Genomic DNA, 20,104 nt, shown 5'->3' on the forward strand with positions numbered 1-20,104 from the left:
TCGCGGAATTAGGGTATCGGCGGCACCGATACATCAGATTAGCGCGTTCGGCCCGGCCTTTTGCTGCCGCTCTCTAGGCCCTCGCCAACCGTTGAACAAGGAAGAACTAATGGTCAAGGTCATCGCCTCGTCGCTGCGCAAAGGCAATGTTGTGGAGCACGACGACGGCAAGCTCTACATCGTGCTGGTCGCCGAGAACATCCATCCCGGCAAGGGCAACTCGGTGACGAAGGTCGATATGCGCCGCATCTCGGACGGCGTGAAAGTGGCTGCCAGCTGGCGCACCGTCGAAATGGTCGAGAAGGCCGACGTCGATGAGCGCGCCTACCAGTTCCTCTACCACGATGCCGAGGGCTACCACTTCATGGAGCCCACCACCTACGAGCAGATCGCCGTGTCGGAAGACGTCACCGGCGACCAGGCCGCCTACCTCACCGACGGCATGGAAGTCTACATCCGCACCTTTGAAGGCGTGGCGCTGTCGATCGAACTGCCGCAGCGCGTCAGCCTCGAGATCGTCGAGACCGAGCCGGTGGTGAAGGGCCAGACGGCCTCCTCCTCGTTCAAGCCGGCAACCCTCAACAACGGCGTCAAGACCATGGTCCCGCCGCACATTGGCGTCGGCACCAAGGTCGTGGTGATGACCGCCGACGGCAGCTACGTCGAACGCGCCAAGGACTGACCTGCGGCCGCACCGCGGCAAAATCGCTCCCCTGGAGCGATCTTAGGAGGTCAGGCCCGGAGAGCTAAGCTCGCAGGTCTGGGATGCCGACACACCAGGCTTTTTACAATGGGGCACTCAGTGCCCCATTGCTTTTCTGACCTCTCGCAAGTCCGCGACAAACCGCTCGCGTTCCCGCTCCGCCTTGGCCCGGTCAGGGATGCGCAGCAGGTAGGACGGATGCACCGTCGCCAGCATTCGCGTGCCGTCGGCAAATTCGGTGATCTTGCCGCGCACTGAGCTTAACGTCGTGCTGCTGCCGGCAAGACTGGCCACCGCCGTCGCACCCAGCGCCACGATCAGCTTGGGCTTGATGAATTCCCGCTCGAGGTCCAGCCAGAATTTGCAGGCCTTCACTTCTCCCATAGTGGGGCGCTGGTGCAGCCGCTTCTTGCCGCGCGGCACGAACTTGAAGTGCTTGACCGCATTGGTGACATAGGCCCGCTCGCGTTCGACGCCCGCCTCTGCCATCGCCGCATCGAACACCTTGCCGGCCGGACCGACAAAGGGTGCGCCGGCGAGGTCCTCCTGGTCGCCCGGCTGCTCGCCGACGAACATCAACTCGGCATTATCGGGCCCCTCGCCGAACACCGGCTGCGTCGCCATCTCGTAGAGCGGACAGCGCCGGCAGCTGTCTATCGCAGCGCGGGCCGCGCTCAGCGAGGTGATCTTGACCTCGGGCACCACATCGTCGACCTGCCGCTGAGCTTGCCGCACGTGGCGAGAGGGTGGAATGCTGGCCTGTCGCTCGATCATTTCCGCCTCTGCTGCCTTGGCGCCGCGTATCAGGGAGGGAATGAGTTCGGCCTCCGGCAGGTTGCGCCAGTACTTGACCGGCATCTCCGATTTCATCATCGCCACCTTGAGCCGCGCCGGGTTGAAGATCGAGGCGAAGTAGCTCTTCCACGCCCCCTCCATCGCGTCCTCCGCCGGAACGTCGGCCTTCGCCCCGCCCGGCCCGAATTCGAGGCTGTCGCCATCCCAGAACACCGAGCGGTAGGGCGTGACGATCGCCCACATCATGCCGGTGAACCGCCGGACGAAGAACGGCGCCACCCGCTCCAGCACGTAGTGTTCCGGCTCGAACCAGGCAGCGAACCGCTCCAGCCCCGAAGCGTCGGCAATCGACTTGAACCGCACGAAGGCTTTGAGCTTGTGCGCATCGCGCCGCACCGCCGACACCCGCCGGTCGAGCCGGCCGACATCGGGGTCCGAGCGCGCCTCCATCAGCCCCTTGTCCTTCTGCAGCCGCCACAGCAACCGATAGAGCAGCGCAAAACGCTCCGGATCGCTGTGGCAGATGCCGGCCTCCGCCCAGTCGATGAAACGTTGCGGCACCACCCCGACCTTGCGCTCGGTTACCTGCTCGATTGCATCCTCGGTGACGAACAGGTCGTGCGGTGTCCTGGGGTCGAGCCACACCACTTCTTCGGGCGGCACCGTGTCGAGCAGCAGGCGTCGCGCCGCCGCCCGCCATTCGTCGAAATCGTTGAGCGCCACGAGCCGCACCGAGCGCATCAGAACAATTCCAGCTGTTTCGGCGCCGGCGTGAGCTTGCCTCGCAGTTTTGCATCGTCGGTCAGCCCGCCCGGCGACCAGTCGTCCGCCTCGACGAACGGGCGCACCTTGTCGATCGAGCCGGCCAGTCGCGCCAGGTCCTTGAGCGTCAAGCGATGGTGCCGGCGCGAAGTGAGGATGCGGTCGACCACCGTCACTCCCAGCCCCGGCACCCGCAGCAGCGTCTCGCGCGCCGCGCGGTTCACATCCACCGGAAACTGCCCGCGATTGCCGAGCGCCCAGGCAAGCTTGGGGTCGAGCTTGAGATCGAGCAGCCCGTCCTGCCCGCCCGAGACGATCTCGTCGACATCGAAGCCATAAAAGCGGATCAGCCAATCGGCTTGGTACAGCCGGTGCTCGCGCAGCAGCGGTGGCGGCGCCAGCGGCAGTTTCGAGCTCGAGTCGGGGATCGGCGAGAATGCCGAGTAGTAGACCCGTTTCAGCCCATAGCCCGAATAGAGCGCCGCACTGCGCCCCAGAATGGTGGCGTCGGTGGACCGGTCGGCGCCGACGATCATCTGGGTCGACTGCCCAGCCGGCGCCAGCTTGGTCGGCTTGCGCTTGCCATCGAGCTTGCCGTCCGGTCGGCTCTCCTCGCGCTTTGCTTCGATATGCGCCATCGCCGTACGGATGGCGCTCGGCTTCTTCTCCGGCGCCAGCGTCTCGAGGCTAATGTCGGTCGGCAGCTCGATGTTGGTCGAGAGCCGATCTGCATGAAGCCCGGCTTCGGCCAACAGCTCCGGCGCGGCGTTGGGGATCACCTTGAGATGGATGTAGCCGCCGAACCTGTGGGTCTCGCGCAATGTCCGCGCTACCCGCACCATCTCCTCCATGGTGTAGTCGGGCGAGCGGATAATGCCGGAGGAAAGGAACAGCCCCTCGATATAGTTGCGCTTGTAGAAATCGAGCGTCAGCCCGACCACCTCTTCCACCGAGAAGCGAGCCCGCGGCACGTTGGAGGACGAGCGGTTGACGCAATAGATGCAGTCATAAACGCAGAAATTGGTCAGCAGCACCTTGAGCAGCGAGATGCAGCGCCCGTCCGGCGCATAGGAATGGCAGATGCCGCTGCCTTCGGTCGAACCGATGCCACCTGTGGCAAGGCTCGAGCGTTTCACCGAACCGCTCGAGGCACAGGACGCGTCGTATTTCGCCGCATCCGAGAGGATCGACAACTTTCGCTGGAGGGTCAGACGGGTCATGTGTTCACTTTATGTTCGCACGCGACCCTGCACCCGAGGCTTCCCTCCAATCAATTCAAAAAGACATAGTGGCATCGGCGAAACGCCTCACGCCGCATCGTTCACTATTGCTGGACAATGCGTCGGCGTCCGGCGGCTATCTCATCACGCGCTTACCGCCTATCTGGTGGTCACGAGCTTTGTTCAGCACGCGCTTCATCAGCAAGCGGTTTCACCAGGAGCCACCACATGACCCTCGAACTCAAAGGCATCCACCACCTCACCGCCATCACCGCGGCGGCACAGCGCAACGTCGAGTTCTACACCCGCACCCTCGGCCTCAGGCTGATCAAGAAGACCGTCAACCAGGACGATGTCAGCGCCTATCACCTGTTCTATGGCGACGCGATCGCCTCGCCCGGCGCCGACCTGACCTTCTTCGATTGGCCCGCTGCCCCGAACAAGCGCGGCAACCACGAAGTCTCCCGTACCGGGCTGCGCGTCCACTCCGAAGCCGACCTCAGCTGGTGGAAGGAACATCTTGCCGAAAAGGACATCGCCTCGGGCAATATCAAGGAACGCGCCGGGCACCTGTCGCTCGATTTCGAGGATTTCGAAGGCCAGCGCTTCCGGCTGATCGCCGATCCGAAATCCGCGCCGGCGCATCCCTGGGCCGAGAGCCCGATCCCGACCGAGCACCAGATCATCGGGCTGGGGCCGATCACCCTCGCTGTGCCCGATCTCCGTCGCTCCGAGCCGGTGCTGACCAAGGTGATGAACCTGCGCGAAATCCGCTCCTACCCGGCGCGCGAGAAGAACGGTGAAATCCACGTCTTCGAGATGGGTGAAGGCGGAGCGGCCGCTGAGCTGCATGTCGAGGTGAACCCCGACCTGCCGCAGGCCCGCCAGGGCGCCGGCGGCGTGCACCATGTCGCCTTCCGCACCCCCAACAAGGAAGAGTTCGACGAGTGGGTGAAGCGTACCGCCCAGTTCGGCGTTCGCTCCTCGGGCGAGGTCGAGCGCTTCTACTTCAAGTCGCTCTACTTCCGTGAGCCGAACGGCATCCTGTTCGAGATCGCCACCGACGGCCCCGGCTTCACCGCCGACGAACCGCTCGAAACCCTCGGCCAGCGCCTGGCCCTGCCGCCCTTCCTCGAAGGCCGCCGGGCCGAGATTGAAGCGGGCCTGAAGCCGCTGTAGTCCGGTTCGAAGTTGGGCGAGTCGGCCCTGTGGCTGGCTTGCCCTTGACCCACCCACCGGGTCATTCCCGCGAAAGCGGGAACCTCTGTTTTCTTGGCCACCATCGCAAACGGAGATCCCCGCTTTCGCGGGGATGACACCGTGGGTGGGTCAGTCATTGCAGACCCCCTCAGGCGATGCATCAACAGGTCGAGCGCGGCTCCGACAGCAGCGGGGCCGCGCTCGTAAGCGCCGTGGGGGGCAGCGGCGCTATCGCCTGTGCCTTACCTGCAGTTGCGGTTGCCTTCCGGCGCGGTGCAGAACGGCTCCTCGGTCTCCGGCACCAGCGCCTTGGCCATGTCGATCAGCTGCATGAACTCGGCGCGATAGCCGTTCTCGTCCGCACCACGGGCCCCTTGGGCGAGCGAGCGGATATCGGCCCAGTGCATCTCGCCATAGTTCGAGCCCTTGAGCTTCTGCCCGAAGGCGGCAACCGCCGCGGCGAAGCGCGAATCCTCGGACGCCTCGGCGAGGCTCGAGACCGCCTGGTCCTTGCCGATCGCCTGTTCGATCAGCTTGCTGGTCTCCTCGTCGGGCAGCTTGTAGCGCATCTTCAGAAAGCCGATCTCGCCACTCCCCGCGGTCTCGGCCGTAGCGTCAGAGCTGTAGCGTAGGGGATCGTTGAGTTCGGCGCCCGAGCCGACCGGGGTGATTTCGTAGAGCGCGGTGACGGTGGTGCCCGCCCCGATCTCGCCGGCATCGACCTTGTCGTTGTTGAAATCCTCGCGGTTCAGCGCCCGGGTCTCGTAACCGATCAGCCGGTATTCGCTGACCACCGCCGGGTTGAACTCCACCTGGATCTTTACATCCTTGGCAATGGTCTCGAGCGTACCGCCGGCATCTTCCACCAGCACCTTCTGGGCTTCCTTGAAGCTGTCGATGTAGCTGGCATTGCCGTTGCCGTTCTGCGCCAGCGCCTGCATCGTGTCGTCGCCAAGGTTCCCCTGGCCGAAGCCGAGCACCGACAGGAACACCCCGCCGTCACGCTTGGATTTGATGTAGGTCTTCAGATCCTCCGGATCGTCGATCCCGACATTGAAATCGCCATCGGTGGCAAGGATCACCCGATTGACGCCGTTGGTAACCTTGTTCTGTTCGGCCAGCCGATAGGCGAGCTCGATGCCTTCGGCGCCGGCGGTCGAGCCACCGGCCGAGAGGTTCTCCAGCGCCCCGATGATCTTGGCCTTGTCGGTCGCCTTGGTCGGCTCCAGCACCACCCCGGCCGAGCCGGCATAGGCGACGATCGAGATGGTGTCGTTGGCCCCGAGCTGATCGACCAGCAGGGAAAAGGCGCGCTTCAGCAGCGGCAGCTTGTCCGGCTCATCCATCGACCCCGACGTGTCGATAAGGAACACCAGGTTCGAGGCCTTGTCCTCTGTGACTTCGGGCACGTAACCCTTGATGCCGATCTGGACGATCTGCGTCTTGCCGTTCCACGGCGTCGGGTACACCGACACTGTCGGCTTGAACGGCGTCGAGGCGTCGGTCGGAGCCGGGTAGTTGTAGTTGAAATAGTTGATCAGCTCTTCGATGCGGACCGCATCGGGCTCCGGCACCCAGCCTTCGGTCAGCGAGCGCCGCACATAGGCATAGGAGGCCGTGTCGACGTCGATCGAGAAGGTCGAGACCGGCTCGTTCTTGACGATCTTCAGCGGCGATTCCGAGAACTTGGTGAACTCGTCGCCGCTCGGCTCGGTCGGCTTGGCCATCATCGCATCGGCCGGCGCCGGCGCAGCCAGGAAGGCCTCCGTCTGAGCCACACCGGGGGCGGCCATCTGCTTGGGCGCCGCCATCCGCATCTCCGCCATCGGCGCCGCCGGCATCGCTGGTGGGACGGCATCCACCGCCATGCTGTTCTGCACGGCCATTTCGTCGCGCATCACCAGGTCGGCCTCGCCTTCCGGCATGGCGGCTGCGAGGTTCGAGGTGCTGGTGTCAGCGCCGGTGGTTGCAGGCGCCTGCGCGGTGGTAGCCGCGGCAGCATTGCCACCCGCCTCCTGCTTCAGGTCGTCGGCGCGGCCGAGTTCCATCGGCACCGGCTCGGGCTGGGCCACCGGCTGGTCAGCATCTTTGCTGCTGACCGCCACCGGCGGCACACCGATTGGAGTGATCGCGGTGGTGGTGTAGAGCTGGTAGCCCAGCGGGAGCAGCAGCAGGGCGACAGCTGCGGTGCCGAGTCCGTAAGTGAGACGGTTATCCATGGTCCAGGTCCCTTTCGCATTGGCGAAGATGGACCTGAGACGCTGGATGATCGGATTTCCTTGGGCGGACGTTTTCGCGTTCGCCTGCTCGGCATCGAAGGCCAGCATCGCCGCATCGAGGGCGCGACGACGCGCCGCCTCCCGGGGCGTTGGCGTCGGCGCCTGCTTGAGCGCGTTGAGCTTGTCGTCGTCGTTCATGTGGTTGCTCATAGGAGCCCCCTCAGGGTCTTTTTGGCTTCGTGGACATGCCAGGAGACAGTCGCCTCCTTGCACCCCATGATCACGCCGGCTTCGGCGTGGCTCATCCCCTCCGCGTAAATCAGCAGCACCGCATCCCGTTGCTGTTCGGGAAGTCTGCGTACTGCATTCCACAGCTCCCTCGACGTCGCTGCATCTTCCTGCTCGGGCAGGTATTCGTCCGGCGCCACCTCGGCATAGCGATCGGCGTTGCGTCCGCGCCGGCTGCGCGCCCGCTGCATGTCGCGCACTGCATTGAGGGTCACGCGATAGAGCCAGCTGGTGAACGCCGAGCGCCCGTCGAAACTTTTCAGCACCGAGGCGAGCTTGATGCATACCTCCTGCGCCACGTCCTCGGCATCCGAGACCTTGCCGCACCATTTGCAAGCGGTGCGGAAGATGAAATCGTAATGCCGTTCGACCAGTTCGCCGAACGCACGCCGATCGCCGCCGACCGCCCGCGCGATCAGCGTTTCATCGGCGACGGGCGCTTCGAGCACCCCGGTATTGATGAATTCAGGCGTCAAGGACCGTAGCACCTGTGTGAGCTTTCAACCGGTGTTCTACGGGTAAGACGATGAACGCCGACTGATCCTTGGGGTGGCGGGCGAGATTTTTCTTGAAGGTGCCAACCACGACTTGGCCACCCTCACCGGCCGTCATCCCGACGAACGTCGGGACCCAGTGCACCGGCCGTTCCGCCAGCGCCCAACTCTCCGACCCTTCCGCGATGGACCGGCACCGTTCCTGCCAACCCAACCCTCCGAGCAGTGGGTCCCGGCATTCGCCGGGATGACGACCGGCGGTTGGGGAGGGGTTGTGCCTTCCCCGCGACATCCTCTCGCCTTGCCTTCCCCATCGCACCGGCGTAGGGCACCGGCATGTCCGAAGACCCGAAAAAGCCCGACAGCCCGTTCCGCCTTACCGGCGCCCGTATCGTCTTGCTGCTGCTCGGCGCGCTGCTGTTGACCTACATCATCTCGGCCATGCTCGGCGGGCTCGGCAACTACCAGCAGCTCAAGGAATCGGCGACGCAGCCCGCCGCCGAAACCACCAGCATTTCGCCTTAAGCCACCAGCGCCTGCGGGACGGCCTCGGCGATGAAGCCGCCGCCCAGCACTTCGCTGGTCTCGCTCTCGTCGGCATAGAACACGCAGGCCTGCCCCGGCGAGATGCCATATTCGCCGGCGAACAGCGTGACGAACACCTCGCCATCGGCCATGTGCACGGCGCCCGACTGCGGCGGGCGGGTCGATCGCACCTTCACCTCGATCGGCATGCCGTTGCCGGCGGCCAGCGATGCCAGTTCACGCGCGCCCAGCCAGTTCACGTCGCGCAGCCGCACCGTCTTGGTCATCAGCGCCTCGCGCGGGCCGACGATAACCCGGCCGGTGCGATGCTCGAGCTTGACCACATAGAGCGGCTCGCCCGCTGCAACGCCCAGGCCCTTGCGCTGGCCGATGGTGTAGTTGACGATCCCATCGTGCTTGCCCAAAACGCGCCCATCGAGGTGGACGATCTCGCCCTCGGCCAGCGCCTCGGGATGCATCTTGCGGATCACGTCGGCATACTTGCCCTGCGGCACGAAGCAGATGTCCTGGCTGTCGTGCTTTTCGGCAATCTCCAGCCCGAACTCGCGCGCCAGCTCACGCACTGCGGGCTTGGTCATGCCGCCGAGCGGAAAGCGCAGAAAATCCAGTTGCTGCTCGGTGGTGGCGAACAGGAAGTAGCTCTGGTCACGTGAATCATCGACCGGCCGGAACAGCCGGCGCTTGCCGTCGACGAGTTTGCTCTGCACGTAGTGCCCGGTCGCCAGCACGTCGGCGCCGAGGTCCTTGGCCACTTCCATCAGGTCGACGAACTTGACGCTCTGGTTGCACGCAATGCACGGCACTGGGGTTTCGCCCTGCCGGTAGGCATTGGCGAACGGCTCCATCACCGAGTTCTTGAAGCGCTCTTCATAGTCGAGCACGTAGTGCGGGATGCCCAGCGCCTGCGCCACCCGGCGCGCGTCGTGAATATCTTGCCCCGCACAGCAGGCGCCCTTGCGGTGCGTCGCTTCGCCATGGTCGTAAAGCTGGAGTGTGACACCCACCACATCGTAGCCCTGGCGGGCCAAAAGCCCGGCCACGACGGAACTATCGACGCCCCCCGACATCGCGACGACGACGCGCGTGTCCCCGGGACGCTTGGGCAGATCAAGCGAATTCAGGTCCATATCTCTCATCCAGAAGGGTTCAAGGTCCGACGGATCGGGCGCGGTATAGTCGTTCCGGGTGCCGGTGTCACCTGCCCTGCTCCGCATCCGGTGGCTGTGGCACGCTCCGACCGAGCGGTTGCCCGGCAAATTCTGCCGCATCCAAGGCAAATCTGCCGGGCCACTCCCCCATCGCCACGGCCAACCCCTTGAAATCCCTGCCCTCCCCCATCCGGCACGGCCCTTGCATCGCCATTGCCGGAGCATTGTGTCCCGCGAGGCGTATGTGACGGTTACGGTTGGATTTGCACCTGCGACAACGCCCGGTCTGGTGACCGGCGGCACCACCGCTGCCGCCGATGGCACGGCACCGGATGGACTGTTCGCCGCGCTGCTCGCCATGCTGGCGCCCGACCAGGCGATCGACGCAACCACCGACGCCGCCGCGTCCGATGCCGCCGACAAGATCACGTCCACCGATTTCGCCGCGCTGATCCAGACGCTCACCGCCGAGGCCACTTCGCCGGCGGAGCAGCCCGAGGACGTCGACGGAGAACCGCAGGAAACCGACGACTCCGGGGACTCCTCAGAGGTGGCCGCCATCGGTGGCAAGCTCGACGACCCCAACAAGACGCAGGGCAAGTCGCTGCTCAAGGATCTGGGCGATGCGTTGATCGCGCTCAACGACAGTATCGAGGCCGGCCAGCCGGTCGATCCGGCGCTCGAAAAAAAGCTCAAAGAAGCCATCGACGCGCTCGCCATCTACCTGGGCGCCCTCATACCGCCGACCACCGCGGTCGACCCGCGCATCAGCGCGCTGGCCAGCGGCAACGGCGTCATCCCCAGCGTGGTGGACACCGCCCCCGTCTCGCCTGCGCCACCGTCGGCACCTGCTCCCGCTACTGATGTCCCCGGGAGCGCCACGCAGCCGGCGCCGGTCGCAGCTCAGCCGGCAGCTGCCGCCGCTGGCATTCCCGAACCCCCGGAAACCTTCGCACGGCTGGTGGCGGACGGCGCCCCGGCAGCTGGCGCCGCTCCCGACACCGAGGCTCCCGACGTTGCCACGCCCGAGCCGACCGCCACCAAAGGCGCGACGACGCTCGAAGAAGCCCCCCCGGCCCTGCGTCAGCTGGGCCTCCAGATCGGCAAGCTCGGCGAGAAGCTGGCCGCCCAGGACCCTGAACTCGCCAACAAGCTCACCGCCCTCGCCGCGACGCTGACGTCCGGTCCGCTCCCCGACACGTTGCGAGCAGCACTCGGGCCGGACGAAGCCGCCATCGAGCGCGCCGTAAAGCGCATCATGGAAGCCCTCGCGGCGCCGGAGCCCGCGAAGAGCAAGCCGGTTGAAGCAAAGCCCTTCACGGCACCATCCCTCGAGCTGCCGCAGGCCGTCGCCGCGCCAGGCAGGACGGACGAACGCGCGCCTGCCGTCGCTGCGGCCCCAGAGCCCGCACCGGCGCCAAAGCTCGAGACCAGTGAACCGGAGATTGCTCGCCCGGTCGCCGCCGCGACCACTGCGAAGACCGAAAAGCCCGAGACCGCCGACACCAGGCCCGCGGCCACCCCCGCGCAGGCGTCGCAGCCGCAGCCCGCCGCTACCGACACGGCAACCGCCGGCGCGCCGCAAGTCCAGCCGGCCGCCGCTCCCGTCGCCCGCAATATCCATGCCGCCTATCAGGCGCCGCTACAGCAGGTGAACCTGCCGCAGGTAGCCTTCGAGGTGGTGCGCCAGTTCGAGGCCGGCAACACCCGCTTCCAGATTCGCCTCGATCCGCCCGAGCTCGGCCGCATCGATGTGAAGCTCGACGTCGATAAATCCGGCACGGTCAACGCCCGCCTCACCGTCGAGCGCCCCGAAACGCTCGACCTGATGCAGCGCGACCAGCGCGCCCTGCAGCAGGCGCTGCAGCAGGCCGGGCTCGACGGGCAGAAGACCAACCTCGAATTCTCGCTGCGCCAGAACCCCTTCGCTCAGCAGGGCGGCATGGGCGATGGTCGTGGCGAGCATCCCGGTTTCAACGGCCGTGGCGACAACCTCGCCGGCGGCGACGACGTTGGCACGGAAGCTGCCACCACCACCTATCGCGGCACGGCTTCGGCCAGTGGCCTCAACCTCTTTGTGTAGGAGTTTCCGATGGCCGTTACCGGTGTCAGCTCGAACAACAACAGTGCCCTCACCGGCACCCGGCAGACCATCGCCCAGAACTTCGACACGTTCCTGCAGCTCTTGACCACGCAGCTGAAGAACCAGAACCCGCTCGATCCGCTCGATACCAACCAGTTCACTCAGCAGCTGGTGCAGTTCACCGGCGTCGAGCAGCAGTTGAAGACCAACGAGTTCCTCGAGGCGATGATGACCTCGACGCAGACTGCCAACAACTCGCAGGCGGTGAGCTATGTGGGCAAGATCGTCACCGCGTCGGGCGTCAAGTCGGAGCTGGTGAACGGCGAGGCCAAATGGCACTTCGCCGTCGACGCCAAGGCCGACATCGTCGCCACCGTCAAGGATGCCAAGGGCAACGTCGTCTACACCAAGGCCGGCACCGTGGATAAGGGCGAGAGCGTCTTCACCTGGGATGGCATCGGCAACGACGGTACCAAGAAGCCCGAAGGCACCTATTCGGTGAGCATCGAGGCCCGCGACACTGCCACCGGCAAGCTGGTCGGCGTCGCCACTGAAATGACCGGCGAAGTCACCGGCATCGATTTCTCCGGCTCCGAGCCGGTGCTGATCGTCGGCGGCGCCCGCGTCAACCTCTCCGCCATCCTCTCGGTCCGCGCCAAGACGGCGTCGGACGAGCCGCCGGCGGAAGAAGAGACGGCGGCCTAAGGCAAGAACCGAAGCAGACGGCCCCCTCCCATCCTCCCCCATGAAGGGGGAGGTGCCGCATCCAGTGCTTGGCACGATCGAGCCACAGCCTCGACTCTTCACCTCCCCCTTCATGGGGGAGGCCGGGAGGGGGCCGTCTCTTTCAGTCGGCAATCTCCCCGAACCCGGTCGGCAAACCGTCCATGCTGAGCATGTTCTTTTCCTGCCAATAGGCTTCGAGCCCATCCTGCCCCTTGGCTTCGGCCCAGCGGTCCATGGTGTCGCGCTCGCCCTCGTAGCTCATCAGCGGCACGCCATAGCCGCATGAGGTCTTCACCAGGTCGAAATCCAGCCAGGTGATCTGCCGGGCGCCCAGCGGTTCGGTATCGGCAAACTGCTCGTGCAGCAGCCGCGCATACTCGTCGCTTCCGCGCCCGATGATGTGGCCGCGGCCGTAGAGCCTGAGGATCAGCGGCGGCCCCTCCACGGCGCAGAACATGATGGTCATCCGCCCATCGGCCTTGAGGTGCGCCGCCGTCTCGTTGCCGCTGCCGGTGCGGTCGAGATAACAGGCCGCATTGTCTCCCATCACCCGGAACATGTCGGTCGAGCGCGGCGAGATGTTGATGCGCGTGCCTTGCGCGGCTGAGGCGGTGAAGAAGAAGTGCTGGCGGCTGATGAAGTCGCGGTGATGCGCGGTGAGCGCGGGAAAGTCCTTGGCCATGGCGAGCCCCCTTTCATCTTGCCGATAGCGACAAATAGAGTCGCATTCCATGCAACTTGCGACCAAGCCTTGCGGTCGGAATCGGGCGTATCCACCTCAGTGAAATGTTAATGACGAGACACCCCGAGAGCCCCGGCTTTTAACGCATTTTAAGTAATACCTTAGCCGAATTTTAAGTGCGATGGGGCTAGGGTTCGGGATGTGGTCAGGTTGAGTAAGTGAGTACAATGACCGTACAAATGCGTCCGCGTGTAAAGTACGTGATCGGCCCGGATGGAAGTCCGTTGACGATCGCGGATCTGCCCCCCAGAGACACTCGTCGCTGGGTTATCCGCCGCAAGGCCGAGGTCGTCGCCGCCGTTCGCGGTGGTCTTTTGAGCCTCGAGGAAGCCTGCCAGCGTTACACGCTATCCGTCGACGAATTCCTGAACTGGCAGGCCGCCATCGACAAGCATGGCCTTGCCGGTTTGCGCACCACCTGGATCCAGCACTACCGCGAAGGCTGAGCCTTCCTGGAGCTGACGACGAACCCGCCCGGGCGGCCGAGGCGGGTTTTGTCGTTTGTGGCGAAACCGACATGCCGGTGGTTGTGGCCCCCCGCCCCTGTCCCCTCCCCGCAAGGGGGAGGGATCAAGGGTGGGGGTCAGCGCGCACCAGCGGCGCAGCTGCGTTACGGCGTGTCCGCGTTCAGATACTTCCGCCCCGCCTCCGTCGCCTTCAACCGCTGGTAGTGCTCGGTCACCGCCGGCAGTTCCGGCCTATCGAACGGCGTCGAGAACCAGCGGTGCGAGGACAGCGCCAGCGCCAGGTCCGCGAGACTCAGTCGCCCATTGGCGACATAGCCGCCACCCTCGGCGAGTTGTGCCTCCAGCATCCGCATATTGGCCGACCACTTGTCGACCGACTGGGCGATCCGCTCGGGATCGTTGAAATCCGGGTTCTTCGCTAGAAACGCCGTCACCGCGTAGAGCCACGAGGGCAGGAGCTCCGTCGCCTGCCAGGTCAGCCATTGGTCGACCAGCGCCCGCTCCCGCACATCGGCGGGCCACAGGTCACTGCCCCCCTTCTGCCCGAGATAGCGCATGATCGCGCTGCTTTCCCACAACACGAACCCAGCATCGACGATGACCGGCACCGTGCCATTGGGATTGAGCGCGAGGAATTCCGGCACCCTGGGATCGCGCAACGGCAGGCCCCAATCCTCGTGCTCATAGCCGATGCCGATGAGGTCGGCCGTCCACAGCACCTTGCGGACATTGCTCGAGGTGACGCGCCCGAGAATTCTCACGGCGTGTCCGCGCTCATGTACTTCTGCCCCTCGGGCGTCGCCTTCAGCCGCTCGTAGTGCTCCATCACCGCCGGCAGTGCGGGCTTGTCGAACGGCGTCGAGACCCAGCGATGCGTGGAAACGGCGAGCCCGATATCGGCGATGCTGAGCCGGCCATTGGCGGCAAAGCCGCCGCCTGCCTGCAATTGCGCCTCGAGGATCTGCATCCTCTGGGTCCAGTTGCGGATCGAATCCGCAATCCGCTGCTCGTCGGTATAGGCCGGGTTCTTGCGCATCAGCGCGTAGACGGCGTAGCCCCACTGGGCGTTGAGCTCCGCCACCTGCCAGGTCAGCCACTGGTCGACCAGCGCCCGTTCCTTTGCCGCCACCGGCCACAGCCCGCTGCGGCGCGATTCTGCCAGGTAGCGCATGATGGCGTTGCTCTCCCACAAGACGAATCCGTCATCGATGATGACCGGCACCTGCGCATTGGGGTTGAGCTTGAGGAACTCCGGCGCCCCGGGATCGCGATGCGGCATCCCCCAGATCTCCACCTCGTAGCCGATGCCGATCAGATCGCAGGTCCACATGACCTTGCGCACATTGATCGAGGTCAGCCGACCCAGGATGCTCAGCGTTCCCATGCTCACGTCTCCTTAACCCTCACCCGGCAAACGTTGCCGCTTTTTGCATTCTGCAACGGCCGGTTAATCACTTGTTTACCATCCACTGGGTAATTTTTGCCTATGGGCTCGGTGCGTTTGCGCGCACCCAAGACTAACAAGGGTACGGTCCGCGTGGACGGGTTGCTGCAGTTCTTCAACCGCCTCGGTTTGGCGCGCGTCGCCGCCATGGCCGTTATCGCTGTGCTGATGCTGGGCTTTTTTGCCTTCCTCATCATGCGCGCCTCGACGCCGCCGCTGGCCCCGCTCTACTCCGGCCTGTCGTTCGAGGATTCGGCGGCCATCGTCTCCGAACTCCAGACCCAGAACGTCAATTACGAACTGCGCGGCGAAGGCGACACCATATTGGTGCCGCGCGACCAGATCACCCAGATTCGCATGTCGCTGGCCCAGGATGGCCTGCCCACCCGCGGCCAGGTCGGTTACGAAATCTTCGACCAGCAGTCGACGCTGGGCGCCACCAGCTTCGTCCAGAACATCAACAATGTCCGGGCGCTCGAAGGCGAGCTCGCTCGCACCATCTCCTCGCTCGCCCGCATCAAGAGCGCCCGCGTCCATCTGGTGCTGCCCGAGCGCGCGCTGTTCAGCCGCGAACAGAAGGATCCCACCGCCTCGATCGTCCTCTCGGTGCGCGGCGAGCTCTCGGCCGGTGAAATCCGCGCCATCCAGCACCTCGCCGCTTCCGCCATCGAAGGCCTGACCCCGGCCCGCGTCTCGGTCGTTGACGATACCGGCCGGCTGCTCGCCTCGGGCGCCGGCAATGGCCCCGAGGACGTCATCGCCGGCGAGACCGAGGAGCGCACCCTCAACGTCGAAAATCGCCTGCGCACCCGCGTCGAAGACCTGCTCGCCAACATTGTCGGCGCCGGCCGTGCCCGCGTGCAGGTGTCGGCCGAACTCGACCTGAACCGGCTGAGCAAAACCTCCGAAACCTTCGATCCGAATGGCCAGGTGGTTCGCTCCACCCAGACCCGCGACCTCTCGAACACCGCCCAGAACGGCGACAGCGGCCAGGTCAGCGTTTCCAACGAACTGCCCGGCGCCTCGGCCAATTCCGGCAGCGGCAGCTCCACCATGGAGCAGGGTTCGACCACCGAAGAGACCACCAATTTCGAGATCTCCAAGGTCACCGAAACCGCGATGACCGAAGCCGGCGGCATCAAGCGGCTGTCGATTGCCGTGGTGGTCGATGGCACCTACGTCGCCGATGCCAGCGGCAACTCGGTCTATACGCCCCGCGCCCAGGCGGAGATCGACCAGATCACCGCGCTGGTGAAATCGGCCGTCGGTTTCTCTGATACCCGCGGCGACCAGGTGGAGGTGGCCAATCTGCAGTTTGCCGATCGCCCGGAGCTCGCCGCCGCCGGCACCAGCGAGCCGGGCCTGTTCGATTTCACCCGCGACGACCTGATGAACGGCGCTGAAATGGCGGTGACCCTGCTGATCGCCCTGGCGCTGGTGTTCTTCGTGCTCCGCCCGTTGCTGAAGCGGGTGCTGGCGCCGGAAGGCAAGGCCCTCGCCCTGCCCGCCAGCGCCGAACTCGGCGGCGGTGTGCCCCATCACGGCCCGGGCGATTTCGGCTCCAACGCCGTTGTCTCATCGCTCCCCAACCTCAGTGGCGACTACGTCGACGAAGACGAGCAGCCGCGCAAGGCCCGCGTTCCGGCCTGGATGAACAACGCCAAGGCGATGGGCGAAACCCAGGCCAATACCCTCAAGACCGTCGGCGAACTGGTCGACGAGAACCCCAAGCAGGCCGCGCTGATCGTGCGCGACTGGCTGGCGAGCGCCACGTGAGGATCGACTAGATGGCCGCCGCAGCCGCCGCTCTCGAGCAGACCACCGACCAGGTGCTGAACAAGCAGCTGGTGGTGGGCGCCAATGCCAGCCAGCGCGCCCTGACCGGCGACGAGAAGGCCGCCGTCCTGCTGCTGGCGCTCGGCCCGGACTTCGGCAAGCCGATCCTCGAAGAGCTCGACGAGATGGAAATCCGCCAGCTGTCGCGCGCCATGGTGAAGCTCGGGCCGATCACCCCGGAAATGCTGGATTCTCTGCTGATCGAGTTCGTCACCCGCGTCTCCTCCAACGGCACCATCGCCGGCAACTCCGACACCACCGAGCGCCTGCTGCTGAGCTTCCTGCCGCAGGAGCGGGTCGACTCGATCATGGAGGAGATCCGTGGACCGGCCGGCCGCAACATGTGGGAAAAGCTCAGCAACGTTCAGGAAGACATTCTCGCCAGCTACCTGAAGAACGAGTACCCGCAGACCATCGCCGTGGTGCTTTCGAAAATCGCCACCGACCATTCCGGCAAGGTGCTGGCGTCGCTGCCCGAAGAACTGGCGATGGAAGTGGTGCAGCGCATGCTGGCGCTCGACCCCGTGCAGAAAGAGATTCTGGAAAAGATCGAGACGACGCTGCGCACCGAGTTCATGTCGACGCTCAGCCATACCAAGCGGCGCGACAGCCACGAGCAGATGGCGGAGATCTTCAACTCGTTCGACCGCCAGACCGAGGCCCGCTTCATCACCACGCTCGAGGAGCGCGACCGCGACGGCGCCGACCGCATCAAGGCACTGATGTTCACCTTCGAGGACCTGGCCCGGCTCGAGCCGTCGGCGATCCAGACTCTGGTGCAGAAGATGGACAAGAAGGAGCTCGGCCTCGCGCTGAAGGGCGCCAACGACACGGTCAAGGAGGTGTTCTTCGCCAACATGTCGGCCCGCGCCGGCAAGATGCTGAAGGACGACATGGAAGCCATGGGCCCGGTGCGCCTCAAGGACGTCGACGAGGCGCAGGGCCGCATGGTCGCCACCGCCAAGGACCTCGCCGCCAAGGGCGAGATCATCATCACCAAGGGCAAGGCCGATGAGGAGATGATCGGCTGATGAGCGCCACGCCCGCCAAATTCACCTTCGACCTCGATCTCGGCCGCCGCCAGGAGCGCAACTCCCTGGTCACCGAGACGGCAATGGCCGCGCTGATCGAGGAGGCTCGTCGCGAAGGCCGCGAAGCCGGTCTCGCCGAGGGCGAACGCACCGCAGTCGCCAAAGCCGCCAAAGCCGAAGCCGCCGCCGCCGAGTCGCTCGCCGTGCGCGTCGCCGCGATGGCTGCCAGTATGGACGATGCCAGAAAGCAAACCATCGCCGAAGGCGTCGAGCTGTCGCTGTCGATTGCGAGGAAGCTTGCCGGCGGCCTCATTGCCCGCGAGCCGACCACGGAGATCGAACAGTTGGTGGCCGAGTGCATGGCAACGCTCGATGGCGTGCCGCACCTCGTCATCCGCTGCGACCCCACGCTCGCCGACGCCGTCCGCGATATCGCGACCAGCAAGATGACCACCACCGGCTTCACCGGCCGGCTGGTCGTTCTCGGCGACCCCGACATCGCCATCGGCGACGCCCGCATCGAATGGGCCGATGGCGGCGTGGTCCGCGATATCAGGAAGCTGAGCGCCGAGATCGACGCCCGCATCGCCAGCTATTTTGCCGCCCGCGGCATCCGCATCAACGAGGAGACCGAGCAATGAGCACCGGCGACACCGGGGTCACCTTCGAGGAAATGGCGGCACCCGGCCGCGAGGGCTACACCCCGCCCGGCGAAAAGACCGCCGCCGACCTCGAGGCCGTATTCGACGTTCCCGTACGCATTTCGGTCGTGCTCGGCCGCGCCAAGGTGCCGGTGGCGAGCCTGCTGAAGATGGATGTCGGCTCTGTGGTTGAACTCGACCGCCAGGTCGGCGAAGCCGTCGAAATCTATGTCAACGATCGCCTCGTCGCCCGCGGCGAAATCGTCCTCGTCGAGAACCGTCTCGGCGTCACCATGACCGAAATCATCAAGGCGGCGTGATGGTCGAGCGGATGGACAAGTTCGAGGCGGCCTCTACAACAACGCGAGAATCCCAATGCGGCTACTGATCGTCGGCGCCCTCGAAGGCCAGCTCACCACCGCCACAAAGCTCGCCATGGATGGCGGCGCCAAGGTGGCTCATGCACCCTCGATCGAGATCGCGCTCGCCTCGCTGCGCGCCGGCCGCGGCGCCGACCTGCTGCTGGTCGACGTGATGATGGATATCGCCGGGCTGATCGCCGGGCTCGAGGGCGAACGCATCGTCATCCCGGTGGTCGCCTGCGGCACCGAGAGCAACGCCGCCGCCGCGGTGAGCGCCATCCGCGCCGGCGCCAAGGAATATATCCCGCTGCCGCCCGACGCCGAGCTGATCGCTGCCGTCATCGCTGCGGTCGCCCGCGAATCATCGGATTTCCTGTTCCGCGATCCGGTGATGGCCCGGGTGGTGAAGCTCGCCGAGCAGGTCGCCCCGTCAGAAGCCTCGGTGCTGATCACCGGCGAGAGCGGCACCGGCAAGGAGGTAATGGCCAAATACCTCCATTCCCGCTCGAAGCGCGCCTCCCGCGCCTTCATCTCGATCAACTGCGCCGCCATCCCCGAGGCGCTGCTCGAGAGCGAGCTGTTCGGCCACGAGAAGGGCGCCTTCACCGGCGCCGTCGCCCGACGCATCGGCAAGTTCGAGGAAGCCTCGGGCGGCACCCTGCTGCTCGACGAAATCAGCGAAATGGACGTCCGCCTGCAGGCCAAGCTGCTGCGCGCCATCCAGGAGCGGCTGATCGATCGCGTCGGCGGCACCAAGCCCGTGCCGGTCGATATCCGCATCATCGCCACCTCCAACCGCAACCTCGGCGAGGCGGTGAAGGAGGGCAGCTTCCGCGAGGACCTGCTGTTCCGGCTGAACGTGGTGAACCTTAAGCTGCCCCCGCTGCGCGAGCGCCCCGGCGACACTGCGGCACTGGCCGACCATTTCGTCGATAAATACGCCAAGGCGAACGGCCTGGGCCGCCGGGTGCTCTCGGCCGAAGCTCGCGATGCCCTGCTGCGCGCCCCGTGGCCGGGCAATGTCCGCGAACTCGAAAACACCCTGCACCGCGCCGTGCTGCTGTCGGGCGGCGAGATCATCGGCCCCGAGGCGATCTCGATGCCCGATGGCACCGGCCTCAGCGAAGTCGTCGCCATGGCATCGGTCGCGACGCAGGCCGCCCAGACCGCCGAGACCATCTCGCGCGCCATGGTCGGCCGCACCGTCGCCGACGTCGAGCGCGACCTGATCCTCGACACCCTCGATCACGTGCTCGGCAACCGCACCCACGCCGCCAACATCCTCGGCATCTCGATCCGCACCCTGCGCAACAAGCTCAACCAGTACGCCGACGAAGGCGTCGCCGTGCCGGGCCCGGGCGAACAGCGGAACTCCGCAGCGTGAGGGGCCAATTGCT

19 protein-coding genes are annotated in these 20,104 nt (G+C 65.5%); 11 read left to right on the forward strand and 8 right to left on the reverse strand.

Features of this window, described 5'->3' with window-relative positions; genetic code table 11:
• Positions 1-109 precede the first annotated feature (109 nt).
• Entirely contained in the window at positions 110-682 is a 573-nt protein-coding gene (gene efp, locus VGV07_RS24050) for an elongation factor P (protein WP_326871265.1), read from the forward strand.
• Between the two features lie 117 nt (positions 683-799).
• Here the strand turns inward: efp and VGV07_RS24055 are convergent, their stop codons facing one another.
• Positions 800-2,239, reverse strand: coding sequence for a UdgX family uracil-DNA binding protein (locus VGV07_RS24055; protein WP_326871266.1), 1,440 nt, complete (start codon positions 2,237-2,239; stop codon positions 800-802).
• The gene (locus tag VGV07_RS24060) at positions 2,239-3,480 is read right to left on the reverse strand and encodes a putative DNA modification/repair radical SAM protein (RefSeq protein WP_326871267.1); all 1,242 of its coding nucleotides are present in this window, start codon (positions 3,478-3,480) and stop codon (positions 2,239-2,241) included. The genes VGV07_RS24055 and VGV07_RS24060 overlap by 1 nt, the downstream gene beginning before the upstream one ends.
• Before the next feature lie 228 nt (positions 3,481-3,708).
• On the opposite strand from VGV07_RS24060, the gene VGV07_RS24065 reads away from it, so the two are divergent.
• On the forward strand, positions 3,709-4,659 hold the full coding sequence (locus VGV07_RS24065) for a ring-cleaving dioxygenase (RefSeq protein ID WP_326871268.1): 951 nt from the start codon (positions 3,709-3,711) through the stop codon (positions 4,657-4,659).
• A 263-nt stretch (positions 4,660-4,922) separates the two neighbouring features.
• Here the strand turns inward: VGV07_RS24065 and VGV07_RS24070 are convergent, their stop codons facing one another.
• Together VGV07_RS24070 and VGV07_RS24075 are read right to left on the reverse strand one after the other, a co-directional pair.
• On the reverse strand, positions 4,923-7,097 hold the full coding sequence (locus VGV07_RS24070; protein ID WP_326871269.1) for a VWA domain-containing protein: 2,175 nt from the start codon (positions 7,095-7,097) through the stop codon (positions 4,923-4,925).
• Between the two features lie 8 nt (positions 7,098-7,105).
• Positions 7,106-7,663: an RNA polymerase sigma factor gene (locus tag VGV07_RS24075; protein ID WP_326871270.1), complete on the reverse strand. Its 558-nt coding sequence runs from the start codon at positions 7,661-7,663 to the stop codon at positions 7,106-7,108.
• A 354-nt stretch (positions 7,664-8,017) separates the two neighbouring features.
• Between VGV07_RS24075 and VGV07_RS24080 the strand changes: the two genes are divergently transcribed.
• Positions 8,018-8,206, forward strand: a complete 189-nt coding sequence (locus tag VGV07_RS24080; RefSeq protein WP_326871271.1) for a hypothetical protein — start codon at positions 8,018-8,020, stop codon at positions 8,204-8,206.
• Here VGV07_RS24080 and mnmA read toward each other — a convergent pair.
• Positions 8,203-9,354 carry a tRNA 2-thiouridine(34) synthase MnmA gene (gene mnmA / locus VGV07_RS24085; protein ID WP_326871272.1) on the reverse strand — a complete coding sequence of 384 codons (1,152 nt, stop codon included), beginning with the start codon at positions 9,352-9,354 and terminating at the stop codon, positions 8,203-8,205. The genes VGV07_RS24080 and mnmA overlap by 4 nt on opposite strands.
• 265 nt (positions 9,355-9,619) lie before the next feature.
• Between mnmA and VGV07_RS24090 the strand changes: the two genes are divergently transcribed.
• Positions 9,620-11,458, forward strand: a complete 1,839-nt coding sequence (locus VGV07_RS24090; protein WP_326871273.1) for a flagellar hook-length control protein FliK — start codon at positions 9,620-9,622, stop codon at positions 11,456-11,458.
• A gap of 9 nt (positions 11,459-11,467) precedes the next feature.
• Positions 11,468-12,163 carry a flagellar hook assembly protein FlgD gene (locus tag VGV07_RS24095; RefSeq protein ID WP_326871274.1) on the forward strand — a complete coding sequence of 232 codons (696 nt, stop codon included), beginning with the start codon at positions 11,468-11,470 and terminating at the stop codon, positions 12,161-12,163.
• Between the two features lie 142 nt (positions 12,164-12,305).
• On the opposite strand, the gene VGV07_RS24100 is transcribed toward VGV07_RS24095, so the two are convergent.
• Positions 12,306-12,866, reverse strand: coding sequence for a pyridoxamine 5'-phosphate oxidase family protein (locus VGV07_RS24100; protein WP_326871275.1), 561 nt, complete (start codon positions 12,864-12,866; stop codon positions 12,306-12,308).
• Between the two features lie 227 nt (positions 12,867-13,093).
• On the opposite strand from VGV07_RS24100, the gene VGV07_RS24105 reads away from it, so the two are divergent.
• A complete protein-coding gene (locus tag VGV07_RS24105; protein WP_055877479.1) occupies positions 13,094-13,372 on the forward strand; it encodes a DUF1153 domain-containing protein in 279 nt (92 codons plus the stop codon).
• A gap of 164 nt (positions 13,373-13,536) precedes the next feature.
• Here the strand turns inward: VGV07_RS24105 and VGV07_RS24110 are convergent, their stop codons facing one another.
• Together VGV07_RS24110 and VGV07_RS24115 are read right to left on the reverse strand one after the other, a co-directional pair.
• Positions 13,537-14,154, reverse strand: coding sequence for a glutathione S-transferase family protein (locus tag VGV07_RS24110; RefSeq protein WP_326871276.1), 618 nt, complete (start codon positions 14,152-14,154; stop codon positions 13,537-13,539).
• Entirely contained in the window at positions 14,151-14,777 is a 627-nt protein-coding gene (locus tag VGV07_RS24115) for a glutathione S-transferase family protein (RefSeq protein WP_326871277.1), read from the reverse strand. Before VGV07_RS24115 ends, VGV07_RS24110 begins: the two co-directional genes overlap by 4 nt.
• 153 nt (positions 14,778-14,930) lie before the next feature.
• Here VGV07_RS24115 and fliF point away from each other — a divergent pair, with 153 nt between their 5' ends.
• Genes fliF through VGV07_RS24140 form a run of 5 tightly spaced genes read left to right on the forward strand, consistent with a single transcriptional unit; the run spans position 14,931 to position 20,091 of the window.
• Entirely contained in the window at positions 14,931-16,613 is a 1,683-nt protein-coding gene (gene fliF / locus VGV07_RS24120) for a flagellar basal-body MS-ring/collar protein FliF (protein ID WP_326871278.1), read from the forward strand.
• A gap of 11 nt (positions 16,614-16,624) precedes the next feature.
• Positions 16,625-17,704: a flagellar motor switch protein FliG gene (fliG, locus tag VGV07_RS24125; RefSeq protein WP_326871279.1), complete on the forward strand. Its 1,080-nt coding sequence runs from the start codon at positions 16,625-16,627 to the stop codon at positions 17,702-17,704.
• Positions 17,704-18,345, forward strand: coding sequence for a FliH/SctL family protein (locus VGV07_RS24130; RefSeq protein ID WP_326871280.1), 642 nt, complete (start codon positions 17,704-17,706; stop codon positions 18,343-18,345). Before fliG ends, VGV07_RS24130 begins: the two co-directional genes overlap by 1 nt.
• A 32-nt stretch (positions 18,346-18,377) precedes the next feature.
• Positions 18,378-18,665, forward strand: coding sequence for a flagellar motor switch protein FliN (fliN, locus tag VGV07_RS24135; RefSeq protein ID WP_055877559.1), 288 nt, complete (start codon positions 18,378-18,380; stop codon positions 18,663-18,665).
• A gap of 55 nt (positions 18,666-18,720) precedes the next feature.
• Complete coding sequence (locus VGV07_RS24140; RefSeq protein WP_326871281.1) at positions 18,721-20,091, forward strand: sigma-54 dependent transcriptional regulator; 1,371 nt, start codon at positions 18,721-18,723, stop codon at positions 20,089-20,091.
• The last annotated feature ends 13 nt before the right edge of the window (positions 20,092-20,104 follow it).

The organism is Devosia sp. (assembly GCF_035944845.1).
GTDB lineage: Bacteria > Pseudomonadota > Alphaproteobacteria > Rhizobiales > Devosiaceae > Devosia_A.

What these genes read in the sequence shown, in the direction of transcription:
- VGV07_RS24115 (WP_326871277.1), bottom strand. Translation starts at nt 14,777, where the DNA reads ATGGGAACGCTGAGCATCCTGGGTCGGCTGACCTCGATCAATGTGCGC.
- VGV07_RS24065 (WP_326871268.1), top strand. Translation starts at nt 3,709, where the DNA reads ATGACCCTCGAACTCAAAGGCATCCACCACCTCACCGCCATCACCGCG.
- VGV07_RS24070 (WP_326871269.1), bottom strand. Translation starts at nt 7,097, where the DNA reads ATGAACGACGACGACAAGCTCAACGCGCTCAAGCAGGCGCCGACGCCA.
- VGV07_RS24100 (WP_326871275.1), bottom strand. Translation starts at nt 12,866, where the DNA reads ATGGCCAAGGACTTTCCCGCGCTCACCGCGCATCACCGCGACTTCATC.
- mnmA (WP_326871272.1), bottom strand. Translation starts at nt 9,354, where the DNA reads ATGGACCTGAATTCGCTTGATCTGCCCAAGCGTCCCGGGGACACGCGC.
- fliN (WP_055877559.1), top strand. Translation starts at nt 18,378, where the DNA reads ATGGCGGCACCCGGCCGCGAGGGCTACACCCCGCCCGGCGAAAAGACC.
- VGV07_RS24140 (WP_326871281.1), top strand. Translation starts at nt 18,721, where the DNA reads ATGCGGCTACTGATCGTCGGCGCCCTCGAAGGCCAGCTCACCACCGCC.
- VGV07_RS24130 (WP_326871280.1), top strand. Translation starts at nt 17,704, where the DNA reads ATGAGCGCCACGCCCGCCAAATTCACCTTCGACCTCGATCTCGGCCGC.
- VGV07_RS24105 (WP_055877479.1), top strand. Translation starts at nt 13,094, where the DNA reads ATGACCGTACAAATGCGTCCGCGTGTAAAGTACGTGATCGGCCCGGAT.
- fliG (WP_326871279.1), top strand. Translation starts at nt 16,625, where the DNA reads ATGGCCGCCGCAGCCGCCGCTCTCGAGCAGACCACCGACCAGGTGCTG.
- VGV07_RS24060 (WP_326871267.1), bottom strand. Translation starts at nt 3,480, where the DNA reads ATGACCCGTCTGACCCTCCAGCGAAAGTTGTCGATCCTCTCGGATGCG.
- VGV07_RS24055 (WP_326871266.1), bottom strand. Translation starts at nt 2,239, where the DNA reads ATGCGCTCGGTGCGGCTCGTGGCGCTCAACGATTTCGACGAATGGCGG.
- VGV07_RS24095 (WP_326871274.1), top strand. Translation starts at nt 11,468, where the DNA reads ATGGCCGTTACCGGTGTCAGCTCGAACAACAACAGTGCCCTCACCGGC.
- efp (WP_326871265.1), top strand. Translation starts at nt 110, where the DNA reads ATGGTCAAGGTCATCGCCTCGTCGCTGCGCAAAGGCAATGTTGTGGAG.
- VGV07_RS24080 (WP_326871271.1), top strand. Translation starts at nt 8,018, where the DNA reads ATGTCCGAAGACCCGAAAAAGCCCGACAGCCCGTTCCGCCTTACCGGC.